The following is a 20,482-nucleotide window of genomic DNA, read 5'->3' as shown; positions in this document are numbered from 1 at the left end:
AGAAGTTTTAGCCGTCGATATCCCTAAATTTTGTAGGTGACGACGTTACTCAAAGCGAGCGCTCCGCCGTGTGCGGCATCTTGATAACGCCCAAAATGAACGTATGCTCCGCGATATGTCGTATCGGCGATGGGTGTAGAACGTGCCCCCGCAACATCAATAATGATGTTTGATGGTCGGACGATAATTTTGCCGCGAATATCTTCACCGGCAACAAAAGGTTTACGAGGGCGTAGCGTGACCAGTGGCGTCAAGTCTGATGATCCAGCGTCAACACGTAGTAATTGAACCACGTCTCCTGAGAGGTACGAGCCGTTTTCGTCCATGACAGATGCACCGGGGCGAATAGCTAGAACGTATCCGCCGCCACGGGGGTTGGTGGTGTCGAATTTTGCGGCGATACCAAAGGCTGAATCGTCTTCTCGCCCGAAGGCAAGATAACCGTATTGCCAGGTGGTGGTGGGGAGTGCGTCTTTCCACTGCATTGTGAAGTTGATGACGTAACTATCAGCGGTGGATGTGCGGTGAGCTAATGGGCCTAGAAGGATAGAGTCATCATAGGCTTGTTGATGGACGAGTTCACCGTTTTCCCAGCGGGGTAGGTTCACAACGTCTTGTTGTCCAGCCGGTAGCATGCCGTGTAGTCGTCGGCCTTGTTCTAGGGCAAGGTTGGGGCTTGTGGTTCTTCCGCTGAGCCAGAAGGGGTCTGGCGACATGAATCCGCGAACACCTAGGGACGCAAAATGTTCTTGGACCCAACGACGGTGAGTTTCCCAGACGATAACGGGTTTTCCGAGGTTGATAATTTGTGATATTTTTTCGTCGCTCATGGAGTCTTCGGTACGTCCGATGACGGTTTCGAAGAAGGGCACTCCCAGCATGTCGACGTTATCTGATGATGCTAATTGTGCGATGTCTTCGAAAGAATCGTGTGCGTCGAAGTAGCACCATGTGGTGAACCCTGCTTCTTTTGCGTACCGAATGAAGCCGTTGTCGCCGTCGAATCCGCCTTTGCCGTTGCGGAACATTTTAATGACGACTTGGTCTTGCATCCCGCGGGCAGTTAGGAGTTCTAGTAACTTGGGTTGTCCGGCAGAGTCTTTTGCTTCGATGAAGAGAACAGCGGAGCCGCCTACGGATTGGTAGGGGCCACCGGCTTCGGTGGCGAGGATGACGCCGAGGGCTTCTTCGAGGGTGGTGATGTGCACGAGGGGTGTGTTAGGTCCGAGGAAGTCTCTCATATCGATGAGGGGGCGTTTGACTTCGGCGAGGGTACTGGTGCTGACGTACCCTGTTTTTTCGGTGGTGGTGCGGCGTAGTGCGTTGTCGTGCATACAGACGAGTTCTCCGTCGGCGGTGGTACGCACTGATATTTCTACAGCTTGAGCGCCTTTGAGGATGGCTTGTTGATAGGCGTAGGCGCTGTGTTCAGGGTTGACGTCTCCTGCCCCACGGTGGGCTATGACGAATTGTTCTTGTGAGAGGAACTGTTCAACGAGTGTGGGTTGTGGTTGTTCTTCTGCGGTGTGGTTCTGTTCTTCTGCGTAGGCTGTTGTTGTGGCTGCGCTGAGTCCGAGTGTTGTGGTGGCTCCGGCTACCCAGCGGAGTGCGGTTCGACGGGATAAGCCATGAGAATGTTGTGGTATCGACATGGAGACTTTCTAAAATATGGGGTTATAGTGCCCTTGGATATAAGGGTAATGTGGTCAGTTAGTTTTTACCAGATACGGTATCTGGAAAGATTATTCTCTCAGATAATGGTCTTGATGAGTTTTATCTCGTGATGTTTTTCTAGTTCAGGTTTTTCCCTGATTACGGTAAGGATTCTTTTGAGAAAAACACAGAGTTACGTATTTGATTCTCAAAACTTTTTTATTTTACCAATGGTTTCCAAAGAAAAATTTTCAGTTTTAGAGTTCATCATGAAAGCTGTCAAAACTGAAATCACGATAATACATCGTAGATACTTCAGACAACACTCTGCAAAAAAGTTTCACTATTTTAAAAATCTTTATTTTTGAGCTGACCTGCGACGTCATTGATTTAAAGTTCAATTAATAATGATATTCGTCATCGTGTCGAGATACTCTAGAGAACAATTACCGTATAATCTCTAACGTCAAATATTTAAATATTTGCGACCGCTTCTTGCGGTAATCATCTGTGGACATACCACGTATGAGAATCATGATAAGAATTATTCTCAGAGGTTTTCTTGGGGAAGAGAATCGGTAGTTCACATCTACGCAGGAAGGTGCTGACGTACTTTGGGGAAGGTCATGTCAGCATCTTCCATCGCGTAAGAAACAACAAGCATAAAAGACTCATGCTCCTCAACGCAAGAAGGAACATGAGTCTTTTATGTATCTCAAGAAAACTATGCCGTTATGTGACGGCGTGAACTGACCACACCAGTATTAAAACCGGCAAGATGCAAACCCCCATGAAAACGGGCATGCTCAATTTTGATACACCGGTCCATCACCACATGCAATCCAGCATGCTGGGCAATCTCGGCGGCTTCTTCATTCCACAAACCTAATTGCATCCACACGGTTTGAGCGCCGACCGCAATCGCTTCACGCACCACATCAGGAAGATCCTCATGGCGGCGAAAAATATCAACAACATCAGGAGCTTCAGGCAAATCCGCCAAAGTAGCATACACTTTCTGCCCTAACACCTGTTTCCCTTTCTGCGCCAACAGGGGGTTCACAAAAAAGAGCTGGTAATCGGCAGAAGACTGCAAATACGTTGCCACAAAATATGATGAGCGTGAAACTTTATCGCTCATACCAACAATCGCGATACTACGGCTACGACGAAGAATCCCTAAACGTTGCACAGCAGATGGCGCTTGCCATGTACGTTTCGTCAACATTAACGCACCTCCTGAGCAGAGTTACCCTGTGATAATGATTCTTGGGCTTGCAGAATCTTTGCTCCATGATGGTCTTTACCCGTTGCGGCGCTCAACGCCTGATCTAAGTCCCATACAATGTCGTCAAGATCTTCTAACCCCACAGAAATACGAATCAAATCCTCCCCTACCCCAGCAGCGTCAAGTTGCTCCGCGCTGAGCTGCTGATGAGTTGTTGATGCAGGATGCAATACAAGAGTTTTTGCATCACCAATATTCGCTAAATGTGAAGCTAACTGAAGATTCTCAATAAAGCGCGCACCAACTTCACGAGCAGATCTTCCAACGCCTGCAACAACACCAAAGGAAAACACAGACCCAACCCCTAAAGGCAGAAGTTTCTGTGCCCTCTCATAATGAGGGTGCTCAGGAAGGCCAGCATAATTGATATAGCGAATACGGGCGTCTTCATCAAGCCATCGAACAAGACCCTGAGTATTCTCAAGGTGCGCATCCATCCGCTGAGCTAAAGTTTCAACGCCTTGAAGCAAGTTAAATGCTGATTGAGGACTTAAAGACGGGCCAAAGTCACGTAACTGTTCAGAACGCAGCTTCGTTAAGAATCCATATTCCCCGAAGTTGCCCCACCATGAGATGTTGTTATAAGAGGGAATGGGCTCTGTCATCGTAGGAAATTTTCCATTAGCCCAATTGAAACAGCCAGATTCCACCACAATACCGCCCAAAGTTGTACCGTGACCACCAAGAAATTTCGTCATCGAATGAATCACAATATCGGCACCATGTTCTAGTGGACGAATCAGATACGGCGTCGATAACGTTGCATCAACGACTAAAGGAATGTCGTGAGAGTGTGCAATATCAGCAAGGCCTTCAAGGTCAGCTATTTCTCCAGAAGGATTAGCAACAACTTCTGTGTAGAGAGCCTTCGTTTCAGGGCGAATTGCGTTCTCAAAATCTTGGGGGTCTGTGCCTGACACAAAAGTCGTATCAATACCGAATCTTCGCAAAGAGACATCAAGCTGAGTAATCGTCCCACCATATAGTTGGGATGAAGCAACAATATGGTCTCCGCTTTGGCAAAGAGCCGCAAAGGTAATGAACTCGGCTGCCATTCCAGAAGCTGTTGCAACAGCGCCAAGACCACCCTCAAGCGAAGCGATACGTTCTTCTAAAGCAGCAACAGTAGGGTTTCCAAGACGTGAATAGATATTGCCGTATTTTTGGAGAGAAAAAAGGTTGGCGGCATCTTGTGCATCATCAAAAACAAAAGAGCTTGTCTGGTAAATCGGTACGGCACGTGCCCCGTGAATCGCGTCAGGGGTAGCTCCGGCGTGGAGGGCGCGAGTGCGAAAACCAAAGATGTGTTCAGCCACGGTATCTCCTCAAATGATGTAGTACTGACGGGTCAACCCGTCACAAAACGTACCCCTATCTTGGCTGATACACATCAGCAATGCACCATCGTGACGGCACATTGCTGATATTGCGTTTTATTGAGTTTTTATCATCAAAAGTTACATGATGACCGCCCGCTGGCACATCTTTTAGATGTGGTAGTCGGCAGTATCATAAATGTTCAAGAACTTTTGGATACGCTCCGAGCTTGAGTTGAAGAACCCAGACGGGGCGCCCTCATACACTATTTCTCCTTGGTCTAAGAAGATAATACGATCTGCAACTTTCTGTGCAAACGCCATATTATGTGTCACCACTACCAGAGAGCGGTTCTCTCGCGCCAAAGCAATCAGGACTCTAATCACTTCGGCTTCTAGTTCAGGGTCTAAGGCACTTGTTGGCTCATCAAAAAGTAGATAATCCGGGCTGACAGCTAAAGCACGCGCAATAGCTACACGTTGTTGTTGACCTCCCGAGAGATGATCAGGGTAAGCGTCAGCACGATGCTTCATCCCCACTTTTTCCAATAGCTCATAGGCAAGAGCTTCAGCTTTTTCAGCGGTCATCGTGCCGTTGAGTACGGGGGCTAACGCCACATTTTTGAGTGCCGTGTAATGAGCAAAAAGGTTGAATTGTTGAAAGACCATCGCAGAGTGTGAACGAATCCGGCGGATATCTTCTACCTCAAGGTTTTCATTCAGGCTAACCGTATCAGAACCGATTGTTAGCGTTCCTTCTTCTGGTGTTTCAAGAAGATTCAAACAGCGTAGCAACGTTGATTTACCAGAACCAGAAGGGCCTAGGATGACGGTAGTTTCACCATCATGCACATCGAAAGAGAGGTTTTTGAGGATGGTCTGTTCCCCGAAACTTTTTGAGATGTTTTTGACACTAAGCATGGGAACTCCTAATGTACCGGCTACTACGTTTTTCGAGGACTCTTTGCACCGCAGAAAGAGCGGTAAAAATAATGAGGTATATCAGTGCAACCTCAACATACATTGCTAAGGGTTCAAAGGTTCGCGCCGCTACTTGTTTTCCTGCTTGGAAAAGATCAATCAAAGAGATGGTTGAAACAAGTGAAGTACCTTTCACCAAGTCAATGAGGTCATTACCTAATGGCGGTAAAGCAATACGTGTAGCTTGAGGAATAACAACATGTCGTAATGTTTGTTGACGTGTGAAGTTCAGCGTTTGTGCTGCTTCAAATTGCCCACGTGGGATAGATGCCACCGCTGCTCTAAATGTTTCTGCAACATAGGCGCCAGTATTTAGGCTTAAAGCGACGATGGCTGCCGTCCACGGGTCAAAAGTGATTCCTATTTTAGGTAGACCATAGAAGATGAGGAACAGCTGAACAAGCAGTGGTGTCCCTCGAAAGAACCATACGTATCCTCGTGACATCCATTGGAGAAGGAAGAAGCGATGTGTTCTTAGGGCGGTTGCCACCAACCCAATAAGCAGTGCAAGAATGAAGGAAACAACTGCTAATGGGATGGTGACTTGAATGGTTGCGATGAGTAGTTGAGGTAAGGATTCTGTCCAGAGATTTAAAAAGTGGTCCATAATTTATGAGTTTTTAGGGGTAAGGTCTATACCCACGTATTTTTCGTAGATGGCTTTGATGTCGCCATTGGTCAGGTGACGTTCTAAGGAGTCGTCAATAGCTTTTTTGAGTTCTGGCTGGTCCTTAGGCATGAGAATTGCAGCTTCTGAGGTTCCGCCGAGTTGCCCGTCAAGAAGTCGAATAGGCGCTTCGGGGTGCTGTTGTTTGTAGATTTGGAAGGTGACAGCATCATTACCGCAGCAATCTACACGTCCGGAGAGGACTTGTTCGATAGCCTCGTCAAAGCCGGTAACGGTGACGATTTGCGCTCCGGCAGCTTCTAGGAGTGTACGGAAGTTTGAGGTCTCAGATGAGGCTGCGGTATGCCCTGGAATGTCAGAGATGTTGCGTAGTTCTGAGGAGTCAAGAACAGCTACTTTGCCTTCTGAACGAACATAGGTGGTAGAAAAGTCGTATTTTTTCTGTCGTTCTTCTGTTGGGGAAACATTGTTGATGACGATGTCGTAGCGGTCTGCGTCTACTCCTGCGATGAGCGAGTCCCAGAGTGATTCAACATATTCTGCTTTAACACCTAGGTCTTGGGCGATGAGGTCTCCGATTTCTTTTTCCATGCCGACGAGGTTTCCGGATTCATCGTGGTAATTCCAGGGGCGGTAGGTTCCTTCCATGCCGATGCGGATAGTGCCTCGTTCTTTAATCTGTTCCAGACGGTTGGTTTTTTGTGCCGGTTGGGAGGATGAGCATGCGGAGAGTAGTCCGGCTAGGCTGAGGGCTCCGGTCAGGGCAATGGCAGAGCGTCTGTTCAAGGTGGTTTTCATGGGGTATTCCTCACGGTGTTGTTGATTTTTATATGGGATAGAAATTTTTAGGATGCGTTGAGTGCTGTGGTGAAGTCTTCGAGCAGGTCTTCGTAATCTTCGATTCCTACGGCTACTCGGATAAGCCGTGGGTGCACTCCAAACATGTCAAGGTGTTCTTGGGTGTAAGCGCCTTGAGTCATTGTTGCAGGTAGACATACAAGAGATTCAATACCGCCAAGGCTTACAGCAAAGCTGAAGATATTGAGGGCTTCAATGAATTTTTGTATATCGTGTCCTTCTGCAAGGATGAAGGAGAACACTGCGCCTTGACCTTGTGCTTGTTGAGATTGAATACTTGCTTCTTCTGCACTTGCTGAGCCGGGGTAGAGGACGCGCTCTACGGCGGGGTGTTTTTCTATTGCTTGAATCAGGCGTTGGGCGTTGTCTTGTTGGCGGTCTAAGCGTAGTCCGAGAGTTTTAACGTTTTGGAGTAGACGGTATGAGTCTGTTGGTGGAAGTATTCCACCAAGAATGAGTTGCGCTTTGTGAAGTTCTTCAGCTAGCTCAGGATTATTGGTCGAGGCGACTCCACCGAGGAGGTCAGCGTGCCCAGCAAGATATTTTGTGGCTGATTGTACGGTGATATCGGCACCGAGTTCGAGGGGGCGTTGCAAGTAGGGGGTAAGAAAGGTGTTGTCTACGACGACGATGGCGTTGTTTCGGTGTGCAATCTCGCTAATGCGTGCAATGTCGCTGACTTTGAGGGTGGGGTTGGTAGGTGTTTCGAGGAACACCATGGTGACATTGTCTGAGAAGTCTGCGTCAGAGAGGGTGGAGAAGTCTGCGATAAATTTGACGTGTGCTCCGCGTTTGGGAAGCTCTATAGTGGCGAAGCGATAATTTCCGCCATAGCTGGGCATTCCCATGAGGAGTGTTTCGCCGTTGCGTACGAGTCCTAGTGCCGCTGAGCTTGCTCCCATTCCGGAAGAGTAGACATAGCTGTATTGTGCGTTTTCAAGCTGTGCCAGTGTGGTTTCTACGGCGGTTCTGGTGGGGTTTGAGCCGCGCTGATATTCGTATTCTCCCGGTGTTCCGTCACTAGGCTGTATGAAGGTGGAGGCCAGATAGATAGGAGGAACTATGGCGTTTTTTTCAAGGTCATGTACAGCATGTATTGCTCGTGTGGTAAACTCTGCCATGTTTTCTCCTGAGGTGTAGGCGTGCGTTATCTTTGTGAGAACTAGCCTATATCCTCAGCAGTCAAATTGACGAGTTTTTATGACGCAATTGTTACGAAAGTAATTTATCCTAGTCAAAAGCGTTTTTATAGATGATAAAAAATATTCCCTCAAAGGTATTTATTTTCTTTTCCCTCAATTAGCGCCAGAAACGGTTCCTCGCATGAATAAAAGACGGGCGAATCTGAACCCATGAAGGACATTCCAAACGCACAGCCCTATCGCACTCAGTCAACGCCACAATAATTGACTCACACCGCTGATTGAACGCGTTCACATTCCCCTTAGCAACCACCTGCCCCGGAAAATGGCGGTGCATTTTTGATACAGAATCCGAAGACTCTTGAAAACGATGACCAGAATGCCCAGGAATATGTCTCACCACAACACGTCGATCACGAATCGCCTCAGTAAGTTTTGTCATCTCAGCAACCACTAAAGCGTCTTGAACACCCTCGTTAACCCAATTCTCAAAAGACCAACGATTATGAGCAAGCCGCAGAACAAACGTCAACGCACCCACTGAATCAGTGTGAATAACGAGCTGTCGTCCAGGGTGATAGAAAATATTAAATGCCGCCAACATAGCAGACAGCTCACCAGTCATAATATTTATCGCATCATAGTGCAAGTGAAAATAAAACCCCTCCTCACTGACACCACCAATACCCATGCGCCCACCACGAGAATATTGTTTGTTGTTCGTTGAACGAAAAGAACAGTCCGTAAAAACCTCATACACAGGCAAATCTTCTACCGGACGTTTCTGTTGATCTTTCTCTTTTTCTGCATGAGCTAACTCAGTAGCACATTGAAGATGCTCATCCACAATTTTTCGATCATCGTCACTGGTCAAACGGATATGCAACTCCCCCAAAGAATATGGATCTTGAGGGTTTAATAATTTATCAATAGGACGATACTGCATAATGGTACGCAAGGTTGGAAACTGTTGAAAAAGAAGCTTCACATAGTACGGGTGAGCAGTTACCGTCACCAGATTGTTCTTATATAAATCAGGAATATGTTCCCAACATTTAAGAATGACTCGGCCAATCATACGAACATGCGCATCAGAGCACGGTTCTAGAAGTGAATGAGAACAAGAATCCGTAATCGGCTCAACCTCAATCATTTCGCGGTCACCGTTCTCACGGGAGACAAACATGAGACATGATAGCCCCGTATAACATCGCCCTTTTTCCTGTACCGATTCCATCAAAACCGCAATAACAGCCACCCCTATATCCATAAACCCTTCTGGATACGAGGATGTATAGTCTGGTGCTTCCCATGTAAGCGTAGTTTTTTTAATATGTGCTGGCGATATTTTCATCTTCTCCACCTCCTCAAATTGGAATGTTCCATCATTAAATATCTGGCCTAATACCATCAATAGGGCCCGTTAGGTCCTCTTCGTCATGTTCTGATGACGCTTGCTTGGACTTTTACTGATAAAACACTACGCAGGTGTCCGAAAAATTACTCAAGATTTAAGGTGGGTACCAGCAGATACACTCTCACTATTGAGATTTCTCATAAGGTGGTTGAGTCATCACGCTATCGTCATGTGCTGTTACCATCTACACCTAGCTGCGTCATGTCTATCAGCTATTTCCTCAGCACTGCGCGTGTACTCACAACAGGCGCGTACGCACGATGAAGACCTAAAAAACTGCGAAAAGAACGTCGCATAAACTGCTCTTATGAAAATCTAGAGCAGCAACTTGTACCTTAGATACGACAGAGTATATAACCATATTTCTACCCCTAACGTTCTTTCAAAACAGTTATCCCATATATATCTTTTATATCTTTTCTATGTGAACGAATCAACACTTTTTCTCTCCAAGGGCAAAAAGACAGAACATCCTCAGACAGCTATCATGGAATGTCCCACGTGCTGATACACCCCTCGTCATCAGCCTCAAGCGGTGATAGGTTGATACCCCACACACAAGGAACCAAAACACCCATATACCTAAGGAGCATCATGATCGGCGTGTACGCACAAGCAATCATCAAAACCCGCTATGCCCAAGAATTTGAAAAAATAGCACAGCACCTTGTTGACAAAGCTCAAAAAGAACAAGGTATGGTCAGCTATAACTTTGGGGCGCTCACCACCGACGAACAACCAGCAGAACACCGCGAATACGCGTTTATCGAACGTTGGGAATCCATCGAAGACCTCGAAACTCATATGGATACTGAGCACTTCAAAAAAGCTGACCAACAATGCCAGCACCTTCTAGCATCTCCCATGCAAATTACCATCTATGAACTTCCCACAGCGTCCTAACTACTGTTAGGCTCTAAATACACCACATAATATGAGCCACATCCCAACCATTCTCATGTTAGGAGCAAAACCATGATTGGTGTTTTTGCCAAAGTATCCATCAAAGCAGAATCTATCGAAGCCTTCGAAAAATCTGCACAAGCCCTCGTAGAAGCAACACGCTCCAACGATAACGGACTCGTCAGCTACGATTTTGGAACTCTTTCAGAAGAAGGCGCCGAAGGCGAATACGCATTCATCGAACGCTGGGAATCTCATGACGCACTCAAAGAGCACATGGGCAAAGAACACTTCACCACCGCTGTTGGTGAGTGGGAAGAATATCTCGCAGAGCCCCTACAGGTCAGCGTTTACGACTTCTAAAAGCTCAACACTCATCTGTCCCTTTCAACGATGAAAGAACAGAGAGTAAGGGTGGGGTAGACACAGACTATAGGCTGTGCCTACCCCACCCCTTTATGTTGAGCTAAAAATATTTTTTAGACAGAAGTCTCGTCACTATACTCCGGCGGAAGAATACGCACACCACCCTTATCAGCAGAAGCAGCCATCATGCCATAGGCGCGAAGCGCCTTTGATACGCGACGCTCTCGCAGTTTTGAAGGCTTCCACGGAACAGCACCCTTGCGAGCGCGACGCTGTTCAAGAACCTCGTCCGAAAGATTAACACGCAAAATGCGACGAGAAACGTCAATCTCAATTTCGTCGCCTGTTTCTACTAGCCCAATCGCTCCACCTGCTGCAGCTTCAGGAGAAACATGTCCGATAGAGATACCCGATGTGCCGCCAGAGAATCTTCCGTCTGTGATAAGGGCACAGGTTTTTCCTAATCCAAGACCTTTAAGATACGAGGTGGGGTAGAGCATTTCTTGCATACCGGGGCCGCCCTTAGGGCCTTCATATTGAATGACCACGATATCGCCGGCTTGAACATTCTTTGAAAGAATTTCTCGTACTGCTTCATCCTGAGATTCAACGACAAAGGCTCTACCAATAAAGTGGAAAAGTTCTTCATCAATGCCAGCAGATTTGATAATGGCTCCATCTTGGGCGATATTGCCACGTAGTACAGCAAGTCCACCGTCTTTGGTGTACGCGTGTTCAACAGAGCGAATACACCCGTTCTGCGCATCGTACTCAAGAGATTCGTATTGATTTGCGGTAGAAAACGCTACTGTTGTGCGGACACCACCAGGTGCAGCTTTGAAAAGTTCTTGCGCTTGTTCACTTGCTTTTCCTGAACGAATATCCCATGTGTTAAGCCATTGTTCTAGAGAGTCAGAATGAACAGAATGAACATTGGTGTTCAGTAACCCAGCACGATAGAGCTCACCTAAGAGAGCAGGAATTCCTCCAGCACGGTGAACATGCTCAATATGGTATTTGGTGGAGTTTGGGGCTACTTTTGCTAAGCACGGGACACGTCGTGAGATAGCGTCAATATCGTCGAGGGTGAAGTCCACTTCTGCTTCGTGGGCAATAGCAAGAATATGTAAGACGGTGTTGGTCGATCCTCCCATAGCAACGTCTAATGCCATAGCGTTTTCGAAAGCTTCTTTGGTGGCAATAGAGCGCGGTAGAACGGAGTCATCGTCTTGTTCATAGTAGCGTTTGGTGAGTTCGACGATGGTTTTTCCGGCGTTGAGGAAGAGCTCTTTACGAGCAATTTGAGTCGCAAGAGTGGTGCCGTTACCGGGTAATGCTAGTCCGATGGCTTCGTTGAGGCAGTTCATGGAGTTTGCAGTAAACATACCGGCACAAGACCCGCAGGTGGGGCAAGCATTCTTTTCGATTTGGGCGAGAGCTTCATCGGAGACTGATTCGTCAACAGCCATGACCATAGCATCGACGAGATCGAGACGGTGTTCTACGATGTCTTCGATTCCTTCGCCTGATTCCATCGGTCCGCCGGAGACAAAAATTGTAGGGATGTTCAGGCGCATTGCTGCAAGGAGCATTCCGGGGGTGATTTTGTCGCAGTTAGAGATACAGACAAGGGCATCTGCTCGGTGCGCGTTAACCATGTATTCTACGGAGTCTGCGATGAGGTCTCGTGAGGGAAGGGAATAGAGCATTCCATCATGTCCCATGGCAATTCCATCATCTACAGCAATAGTGTTGAACTCTTTTGCGACAGCGCCGGCTTCTTCGATAGCTCCGGCGACGAGTTGTCCCATATTTTTGAGGTGGACATGCCCTGGAACGAATTGTGTGAAGGAGTTTGCGATAGCAATAATTGGTTTTCCGAAGTCTTCGTCGCCCATTCCGGTAGCTCGCCATAGTGCGCGCGCTCCAGCCATGTTACGACCGTGAGTCGAAGTACGTGAACGTAATTCCGGCATAACTATTCTTCCTTATGTTCTGTGGTGACTGTCCTCAAGTGTACGCCTGCTTCTAGGTCCTCATTCAATTTCTACCCGTGAAGTACTCATATTCCGAGAATATTGCTGCGCCAATTTTGTCTTCCAGTATGTGTTGAGGATACAGCACCTCTCCAGTTGTCCGTACCTATAGCATAATATTGCGTTAAAATGAAAAAAATACGTCAAAAAATCTCATGTTCCCCAAAATGCGTAACGCTTTGTTAACACATAGACACTCTTATAAAGCGCCCCTAGACTTGTGCTGTACTGCCAAGCACTCATAGCTATGCCCTTCCCACCTTTTAATGTGAGTGCCAGTAGCAGTTTTTGACGCATACACACCATGAAGAGGTAATCGATGGGAAAATATGAGCGCGTTTATCAAGACCTGTCAACAAAGATTGATAACGGCACCTACTCGGTAGGCTCCCTCCTACCCAGCGAAAAACAGCTCACAGAACATTACGGCGTTTCACGCGAAACCGCCCGTAAAGCCTTAGCGTTATTGACCAACCGAGGATACATTCAAAAAGTTATGGGTAAAGGGTCTATCGTCATTAACCGACCCCAATATGCGCTTCCAGTATCCTTTATCGCCAGTTACCAAGAACTTGCGAATATCAGCGGTTTTAGCTTCTCTAGCAAAGTTATATCGTGCGGCGAAAAAGTACACCACCCTCCACATATCTTTGAGTCTATTACCCCATCATTCCCCGCCGGCCCCTATCACTACCTCGAAACCGTGCACTATATTGATGGGGAACCCTCCATTATTGACCGAAACTATATTCTGTGTTCGGTAGTGCCGAGCATTCCGCGCAACGTTGCAGAAGAATCCCTCTTCACCTACCTTGAAGACACATTAGGGCTTGCTATCTCTTATGCCAGTAAACAAATCAAAATCGAACCGGCAACCATTGACGACCGCGAACGCCTGAACCTAGCCGCCGGAGAATACGTCGGTGTTACCACAACGGTCACAAGCCTTGAAGACACCACAACATTCCAATTCACCGAATCACGCCACCGTGCCGATAAATTTGTGTACCAAGACTTTGCACGCCGACAACGATTCCACCACTAACCGCTAAGGAGTAGGCGACCCTCGCCATACCACTAACTATGCCGTGGACAGAACGCACCATCTATCAGATATACCCAAAATCTTTTTACGATAGTAACGGCGACGGTATCGGAGATATCCGCGGAATTATCGAAAAAATACCCTATATCGCGTCATTAGGAATCGATATGGTGTGGTTTAACCCGTTCTTCGCCTCCCCACAACACGATAACGGATACGACATCTCCGACTACTACAATATCGACCCAAACATGGGCACCATGGACGATGTTGAAGAACTCATCCAAAAACTCAAAGCACACAATATTGACGTCATGTTTGATATGGTGCTCAACCACGTATCAACTGAACACCCGTGGTTTCAAAAAGCACTCGCTGGAGAGAAAAAATACCACGACTACTTTTACATCCAAGCACCACAACAAGACGGTTCGCTACCGACCAACTGGGAATCTAAATTTGGTGGACCAGCATGGGAACCCTTTGGAAAAACCGGTCTCTACTATCTGCACCTCTATGATAAAACCCAAGCAGACCTCAACTGGCACAACCCTAATGTGCGTGAAGAACTCTTTAACATCGTCAACTTTTGGCTCAACAAAGGAGTACGAGGATTACGCTTTGACGTACTCAACGTCATCGGCAAAGATAAACAGCTCTGCGACGCACCAGCTGGTGTCGTGGATAAGACACTCTACACCGATACCCCACACGTTCATTCATGGGTCAAAGAGCTACATCAAAAAACCTTCGGAGCATATCAAAACGTCATCACCGTAGGTGAAATGTCCTCAACAACCATCGAACATTCTATTGGGTACACCAAACCTAGCCGAGACGAATTATCGATGGTCTTTAGCTTCCACCACCTCAAAGTGGACTACGACAAAGGACAAAAGTGGACTAACACTCGTTTTGATTTTGCGTTGCTCAAAGAAACTCTCAACGAGTGGGCTCTTCGCATGCAAGATGGTGGGGGCTGGAATGCTCTCTTCTTCAACAACCATGACCAGCCCAGAGCACTCAACCGTTTTGGTGATGCACAACAGTACCGCCAAGAATCTGCCACTATGTTAGCGACCGTAACGCACATGCTTCGAGGCACACCTTATATCTACCAAGGTGAAGAAATCGGAATGGTCGATCCAACATACTCCCAGATAAACCAATATGTAGATGTTGAAGCACACCACGCCTATCAGAGCCTACGAGAACAAGGACTCAGCGACGTGGAAGCCTTCAACATTGTTCGTACCAAGGCAAGAGATAACTCACGCGTACCTATGGCGTGGAATCACAGCACCTATGGTGGTTTTAGCGACGTACAACCGTGGCTCATGCCCACCCACGCACAGCAAATTAATGTTGCTCAAGAAGAACGTGATGGAAGAATCCTTCCCTATTATCGGAAGCTCATTCAACTGCGTAAACAATACGCGGTTATTGCCCGCGGAACGTATGCCCCCTATCAATTAGAGCACCCAGACATTTACGCATTCTTCCGTGAAGATCACAAACATCGTATGCTTGTACTCACTAATTTCTACGGCAAAAACAGCACCATTAGCGTACCTGAAGAGTTCTCTCACGCGCAGATACTACTCAATAACCGTGAAGAAGAACCACAGCTTACCCAATCAACAATTACTCTTGAACCCTATCAAGCTCTCGTGCTTCTTTACTCGCACTCAGCGAATAAAGAACACTAATCGTTCTTCTTCGAGGAGAAGTGTTCTTCCACCCACTCTTGAGCCACTTGTGAAGGGTTTGCTTTCTCCTGCCCAGAGACTCGACTATTTAGATGAATTAAGTCGTCCGTCGTCAACAGTGCAGACACTTCATCAAGAACTTGCGCTGCAGCGTACGAAACATGTTGAGCGTTAATAACGGGTATCACTTGTTGAGCTAAGAAATTATTTTTGGGGTCATCAAGAACCACAAAATTATTCTGAGCAATTGCCGGATCGGTGGAAAAAATATTAGCAACCTGCACTTGATTATCTAATAACGCTTGAACGGTTAACGGACCACCACCATCGTTAATAGGGTTAAACGAGGCGGGAGTGAAACCATATTTTTCTTTCATACCAGCTAACCCATAAGAACGTTCAGAGAACTCTGGAGGAGCACCAATCGAGAGCTGATCTTGATGTTGAGCGAGGTCAGCAAGAGAACGAATCCCATATTTTTGAGCGGTCTGCTCTGTTACCACCAGAGTATCTTTATCTTCTGCCGGCGAAGCCTGTAAAACGGCTAAAGAAGAAGGCAAAGCCTTAGGCAACGCTTGAAGTATCTCTTCTGGAGATGTTGCAGACGTTTGAGCATCAAAATATAAAAGAAGGTTACCCGAATAGTCGGGAACAACACTGATAGTTCCTTCTTCTAAAGCACCAAGGTACGCCTCACGTGCACCAATTGCTGGTTGTGTCTGAGCCGATAGTCCACGAAGGTTAAGGGCACTTGCATAAATCTGAGCAATAATCTGAGACTCTGTAAAATCTGCTGAACCGACCACAATAGTCTCAGATGGGCTAGCAGTACCAAAAGCAGTATTTCCAGAAAGCCCGCACGAAGAAAGCGCCAACGAGGTAACACCCACACCAGCAAGACCAAATATTTTTCGGCGAGAAAGAGAAGAAGTCATATCAACAAAGTCCTAACGAATATGAGAAGAAGTAACGAGCCGTTGCACCAAGCTCAACAGAATATCGACAAGAAACGCTAAAGCAGCAACAAGAACTACGGCGGCAACCATACGGGTGTAATCTCGAACAGCTAAACCATCAATGAGGTATCGCCCTAACCCGCCAAGATTGATATAAGCCATCACCGTAACCGTAGCGATTACCTGCAACGTGGCGTTACGAATACCACCAAAAATTACGGGTAACGCCAGTGGCACCTCAACCCGCCACAGAATCTGCCATTCTGTAAGACCTTGGGCACGAGCAGCGTCCACTGTTGTAGCGTCCACAGAAGAAATACCGGCATAGGTTCCCGCCAGTAGAGGAGCCAACGCAAGAAGAATCAGAGCCAACGCCGGAGCAGTAAAACCAATACCAAGCCACAATGCAAATAACGTCAACAAACCAAGAGTCGGCAAAGAACGTAAAGCGCCAGTTATCCCAACGATAAGAGACTCTCCCTTACCGGTATGACCGACCCACAAACCTAACGGTATGGCGATAATCGCAGCAATGAGCAGAATAATCCCCGAATAGCTCAGGTGCTCAATGATGCGCTGCCAAATACCGCCAGGAGCTGTCCACGCACCCTCAGCAGTAAACCATGCCCACGTTTTATCAAAAATATTCATAGCTTCCTCCACCGTGTCAGCAATGCGCCTGCGCTAGCTAATAAACGGTCCAAGACAAGAGCCAAAAGAAGAGTTCCAATAATTCCTGTCCAAATTTCAGCTGGTAAGTCACGACGTAAACCGTCGGTAAATAGCGTTCCTAAAGACTGAATACCGATAATAGCTCCCACCGAAACCATGGAAATATTTGATACTAAAGCAACACGTAAACCAGCCATCATCACCGGAATAGCAAGTGGTAATTCTACGAACCAGAAACGAGATATAGGACGATAACCCACAGCAGTAGCAGCTTCAAGGGTTATCGGAGACACTGATTCAAAAGCATCGACAGCCGAACGCACCATCATCGCGATAACGTATAACGTCAATGCCACGTAGACGTTAAGCATTGATGTGATAGAAGTGCCCAAAATCAACGGCATCACCACAAAAAGTGCAAGAGAAGGAATGGTATATAGTAACGCAGCAAAGTTGACGACCGATGAACGTCGAACCTTCCCCCAACGAGTGCTCTTTTCTGTGGAACGTCCATCTCGACGACGACCTAAAGCAAGACGAGCTAAAGGAATGGCTATAAGAGTTCCGGCAATAACCGGAATCACCGATTGAAGAAGATGTAAGACTAGCAGGTGTAACACATAAGTGCTGTTAGAAATCAGCCAGCTCACACACTCACCCCATAGCGTCGGTGGCGTTCTGCCTCTGTAGCGTCAAGAACATCATCAGAGTTTAGAAGACCTTTAACGTAGCCTTCATCATCAACAACGACGCCCCAACCTGAAGGTGAAGAAAGAACAGAATCTAAAGCGTCACGTAAGTTACCACCTTCACGATACAGCGAACCGCCTGCAACAAGTCTGTTGTCGATAAACCATCCGGCGGGTTTTCCGTCCTCAACGTTAAGTTTCCACCGCTGCCATGGGGTGTTGAGACTATCGAGAGGGTACACTTTGAGCCCCTCTCCTGAGGCGAAGGTTAACCGTCGCATGCCACGGTCACGCCCAATAAAGGAAGCCACAAAATCATTAGCTGGTTCGCGAAGAATTTCCTCTGGAGAACCAACTTGCGCTAACTCCCCTGCAGAAAACACAGCAATATAATCGCCAAGAAGAATTGCCTCATCAATATCATGCGTTACAAAGATGATGGTTCTATTCAAGGTCTTTTGAAGCCTCAATAACTCATCTTGAAGATCTTTACGCACCACCGGATCTACAGCAGAAAACGGTTCGTCCATCAAAAGGATGGAAGAATCATTTGCTAATGCACGAGCAACACCAACGCGTTGCGCTTGACCGCCAGAGAGTTCTGAAGGGTATCTTTTCGCTAAAGAACGGTCTAAGCCCACCGTGTCCATGAGTTCACACGCTTTTGTGCGAGCAAGCGAACGACGCATACCGTTAAGGCGCGGAACTGTTGCAATGTTATCGACAATAGTTCGATGAGGCATCAGCCCTGCCTGTTGCAACACATATCCCATAGAACGACGTAGCTGATAGTCACGGATACTGTGGTTTGGTTCGCCATGAACAAGAATCTCTCCTTGGGTTGGCTCAATCATGCGGTTAATCATGCGCAATGATGTAGTTTTTCCACAGCCAGAGGGGCCAACAAAAACCGTGATTTTTCCTTCAGGAATACTTAAATTGAGATTGTTAATGGCGGTAACCTCACCGTATTTTTTGGTGACGTTACGAAACTCAATAGCATTCTTGAGCTGATGAGTAGAGTGTGTTTCGTGGTGTAATTGTCCCACAGCTGTCCTTGTGTTCAATGGAGGGTTTTCGCATAGATGAGGGTAACAATCATCTGATATGTCAAACAGTACAATCTAGAAAATTATTCCCTGCCCATCAAGAAAGGTGGAGTTGCTGAAAATACTACTGAGCAACCCCACCTCCTTGACGTTATGATGATGTTCTGCCTTCGACGCGGCTAGCCTTAACTAATCTTGGTACCACGTATCAAAGATCGTGACAGGGATAGTTCTCTTATGACGAGTGCGCATAAAACGCTGTTCAAGGTTCTGTGCTACAGCGTCAGAGACCGTTTTTCCTTCAAGGTAGTCATCAATATCGTCGTAGCTTAGTCCGAGTTCATCTTCGTCGGCACGTCCAGGCACTCCGTCGAGCAAATCTGCAGTGGGTACTTTCTCCCACAGACGCTTCTGTGCACCTAATTCTTTAAGTAATTCGCGGTTCTGACGTTTATTCAGACCGTATAAAGGAAGGATATCAGCGCCGCCGTCACCAAACTTTGTGAAAAATCCCGTGATAGATTCGGCGGCATGGTCTGTTCCAACTACTAAAAGATTTTTCTGGCCGGCGAGAGCATATTGGGCGATCATGCGTGAGCGAGCCTTGATATTTCCCTTATTAAAATCGGAGGAGTTCTCCCCTAACGCATGAGCAAACTCTTGAGTAAAGCCATCTACTGCGGGAGCAATATTGTAGGTGATGCTCTGCTGAGGTTGAATAAACTCTAAGGCTTGTTGAGCATCAGCTTCATCAAATTGCACCTTATATGGAAGTCGTACCGCAATAAATTCTGCGGGAGTTCCTTCTTCTGCTAGTTTTTCGACAGCGAGCTGGCATAGTCTTCCAGCAAGGGTAGAATCTACGCCACCGCTAATACCTAAGACAAAGCCCCGAGTATGACTTGCTTTGAGGTAATCACAAAGAAATTGCACTCGTTGGCGAATCTCTTCTGCAGGGTTAATGCTGGGTTTGACGCCCATCTGTTCAATAATTTTTGCTTGTATATCGCGCATAGTCCCTATCGTACTCGTGCGCCTATCCCAACCATAGGGGTTTATCCTCCTAAAGGATGATTTATTCTGCAGCTCCCCCCACCCTCATGATGAGATAGCTACCATGGTTATCATCGAAAACTCTCAGATTCTCATGAGAAAGAGCAACACTATGAGCAACCAGCACTCCTCCGAGTCGGCCCCTCCAACCGACACAACAGCACCCATGGATTTTTATGGCAACTACGCGCATCAGGCGCCACACGGTTCAGGGAATTTTTATAATGCTTCAGGTGTAAAAATCAGCGATAAAGAACGAAGCATTGCCGTTTTATCGCATGTTCTTCCTATTATTTTTCTTTTTCTCTCTGCCGGCACTCTCAGTATCTTTTCTCCTCTTATCATCTGGTTTATCTATCAAGACAAACCAGACTATGGGTTCGCTTCAGCGTCTGCAGCCCGCGCTTTTAACTTCAATCTCACACTGATAAGCATCAATATTGTGGCAATTATTCTGTCATTTCTCACCTTCGGAATAGCCATTTTTATGTTGCTCATTACATTAATAGTTACCTCTTTGATGCTGCTGATTTTCCATACCATTGGTGCTCTTGCCGCTCACCGAGGCACTATCTATGAGTATCCTCTACAGATTCGTGTTCTTAAATAATTTCTGTAACCAGTTCTACTAATTCTCCTAAATATCCCTTAAGCAAAAGAGTCCTTGTTGGTGGGGCAAATTTGCGCCACCAACAAGGAATCTGTTCAACTAGTTAAAAGA

General features: G+C 46.8%; 19 protein-coding genes. 5 read left to right on the top strand and 14 right to left on the bottom strand.

The window, feature by feature from the left end; translation table 11 throughout:
• Positions 1–23 precede the first annotated feature (23 nt).
• The 8 genes from ACN08Z_RS08050 to ACN08Z_RS08015 form a co-directional block, all read right to left on the bottom strand.
• Positions 24–1,652 carry a glycerophosphodiester phosphodiesterase gene (locus ACN08Z_RS08050; RefSeq protein WP_419104007.1) on the bottom strand — a complete coding sequence of 543 codons (1,629 nt, stop codon included), beginning with the start codon at positions 1,650–1,652 and terminating at the stop codon, positions 24–26.
• 725 nt (positions 1,653–2,377) lie between these two features.
• Complete coding sequence (locus ACN08Z_RS08045) at positions 2,378–2,881, bottom strand: CoA-binding protein (protein WP_419104006.1); 504 nt, start codon at positions 2,879–2,881, stop codon at positions 2,378–2,380.
• Positions 2,881–4,257 (bottom strand): O-acetylhomoserine aminocarboxypropyltransferase/cysteine synthase family protein, encoded by a 1,377-nt coding sequence (locus ACN08Z_RS08040; protein ID WP_419104005.1) that lies wholly within the window; start codon positions 4,255–4,257, stop codon positions 2,881–2,883. Before ACN08Z_RS08040 ends, ACN08Z_RS08045 begins: the two co-directional genes overlap by 1 nt.
• Before the next feature lie 171 nt (positions 4,258–4,428).
• Positions 4,429–5,178, bottom strand: coding sequence for an amino acid ABC transporter ATP-binding protein (locus ACN08Z_RS08035; protein ID WP_419104004.1), 750 nt, complete (start codon positions 5,176–5,178; stop codon positions 4,429–4,431).
• Positions 5,171–5,845, bottom strand: a complete 675-nt coding sequence (locus ACN08Z_RS08030; RefSeq protein ID WP_419102298.1) for an amino acid ABC transporter permease — start codon at positions 5,843–5,845, stop codon at positions 5,171–5,173. Before ACN08Z_RS08030 ends, ACN08Z_RS08035 begins: the two co-directional genes overlap by 8 nt.
• Before the next feature lie 3 nt (positions 5,846–5,848).
• Complete coding sequence (locus ACN08Z_RS08025) at positions 5,849–6,664, bottom strand: transporter substrate-binding domain-containing protein (protein WP_419104003.1); 816 nt, start codon at positions 6,662–6,664, stop codon at positions 5,849–5,851.
• A gap of 47 nt (positions 6,665–6,711) precedes the next feature.
• Entirely contained in the window at positions 6,712–7,845 is a 1,134-nt protein-coding gene (locus tag ACN08Z_RS08020) for a trans-sulfuration enzyme family protein (protein ID WP_419104002.1), read from the bottom strand.
• Positions 7,846–8,023: 178 nt separating this feature from the next.
• Positions 8,024–9,220 carry an RNase H family protein gene (locus ACN08Z_RS08015; RefSeq protein ID WP_419104001.1) on the bottom strand — a complete coding sequence of 399 codons (1,197 nt, stop codon included), beginning with the start codon at positions 9,218–9,220 and terminating at the stop codon, positions 8,024–8,026.
• 657 nt (positions 9,221–9,877) lie between these two features.
• Between ACN08Z_RS08015 and ACN08Z_RS08010 the strand changes: the two genes are divergently transcribed.
• Together ACN08Z_RS08010 and ACN08Z_RS08005 are read left to right on the top strand one after the other, a co-directional pair.
• Positions 9,878–10,186, top strand: a complete 309-nt coding sequence (locus ACN08Z_RS08010) for a putative quinol monooxygenase (protein WP_419104000.1) — start codon at positions 9,878–9,880, stop codon at positions 10,184–10,186.
• A gap of 72 nt (positions 10,187–10,258) precedes the next feature.
• The gene (locus ACN08Z_RS08005) at positions 10,259–10,549 is read left to right on the top strand and encodes a putative quinol monooxygenase (RefSeq protein ID WP_419103999.1); all 291 of its coding nucleotides are present in this window, start codon (positions 10,259–10,261) and stop codon (positions 10,547–10,549) included.
• 116 nt (positions 10,550–10,665) lie between these two features.
• Here ACN08Z_RS08005 and ilvD read toward each other — a convergent pair whose 3' ends face one another.
• Complete coding sequence (ilvD, locus tag ACN08Z_RS08000) at positions 10,666–12,528, bottom strand: dihydroxy-acid dehydratase (RefSeq protein ID WP_419103998.1); 1,863 nt, start codon at positions 12,526–12,528, stop codon at positions 10,666–10,668.
• Between the two features lie 379 nt (positions 12,529–12,907).
• Here ilvD and treR point away from each other — a divergent pair, with 379 nt between their 5' ends.
• Both treR and treC read left to right on the top strand, forming a co-directional pair.
• On the top strand, positions 12,908–13,633 hold the full coding sequence (treR, locus tag ACN08Z_RS07995; RefSeq protein ID WP_419103997.1) for a trehalose operon repressor: 726 nt from the start codon (positions 12,908–12,910) through the stop codon (positions 13,631–13,633).
• A gap of 38 nt (positions 13,634–13,671) precedes the next feature.
• A complete protein-coding gene (treC, locus tag ACN08Z_RS07990; protein ID WP_419103996.1) occupies positions 13,672–15,342 on the top strand; it encodes an alpha,alpha-phosphotrehalase in 1,671 nt (556 codons plus the stop codon).
• Here treC and ACN08Z_RS07985 read toward each other — a convergent pair.
• The 5 genes from ACN08Z_RS07985 to nadE all read right to left on the bottom strand — a co-directional run bounded on the left by ACN08Z_RS07985 (position 15,339) and on the right by nadE (position 19,722).
• Positions 15,339–16,277, bottom strand: a complete 939-nt coding sequence (locus tag ACN08Z_RS07985) for an ABC transporter substrate-binding protein (RefSeq protein WP_419103995.1) — start codon at positions 16,275–16,277, stop codon at positions 15,339–15,341. The two genes, treC and ACN08Z_RS07985, sit on opposite strands and share 4 nt — an antisense overlap.
• A 12-nt stretch (positions 16,278–16,289) precedes the next feature.
• Positions 16,290–16,949, bottom strand: a complete 660-nt coding sequence (locus ACN08Z_RS07980; protein WP_419103994.1) for an ABC transporter permease — start codon at positions 16,947–16,949, stop codon at positions 16,290–16,292.
• Positions 16,946–17,620: an ABC transporter permease gene (locus ACN08Z_RS07975; RefSeq protein WP_419103993.1), complete on the bottom strand. Its 675-nt coding sequence runs from the start codon at positions 17,618–17,620 to the stop codon at positions 16,946–16,948. The genes ACN08Z_RS07980 and ACN08Z_RS07975 overlap by 4 nt, the downstream gene beginning before the upstream one ends.
• The gene (locus ACN08Z_RS07970; RefSeq protein WP_419103992.1) at positions 17,617–18,708 is read right to left on the bottom strand and encodes an ABC transporter ATP-binding protein; all 1,092 of its coding nucleotides are present in this window, start codon (positions 18,706–18,708) and stop codon (positions 17,617–17,619) included. Before ACN08Z_RS07970 ends, ACN08Z_RS07975 begins: the two co-directional genes overlap by 4 nt.
• A gap of 189 nt (positions 18,709–18,897) precedes the next feature.
• Positions 18,898–19,722, bottom strand: coding sequence for an ammonia-dependent NAD(+) synthetase (gene nadE, locus ACN08Z_RS07965; protein WP_419103991.1), 825 nt, complete (start codon positions 19,720–19,722; stop codon positions 18,898–18,900).
• A gap of 151 nt (positions 19,723–19,873) precedes the next feature.
• Between nadE and ACN08Z_RS07960 the strand changes: the two genes are divergently transcribed.
• Positions 19,874–20,371 carry a DUF4870 domain-containing protein gene (locus ACN08Z_RS07960; RefSeq protein WP_419103990.1) on the top strand — a complete coding sequence of 166 codons (498 nt, stop codon included), beginning with the start codon at positions 19,874–19,876 and terminating at the stop codon, positions 20,369–20,371.
• Positions 20,372–20,482: the final 111 nt, after the last annotated feature.

It is taken from the genome of Rothia sp. P7181, assembly GCF_048513015.1.
GTDB lineage: Bacteria > Actinomycetota > Actinomycetes > Actinomycetales > Micrococcaceae > Rothia.
The sequence above is the reverse complement of the archived record's forward strand: the minus strand, read 5'-3'. Positions and strand labels throughout refer to the sequence as shown.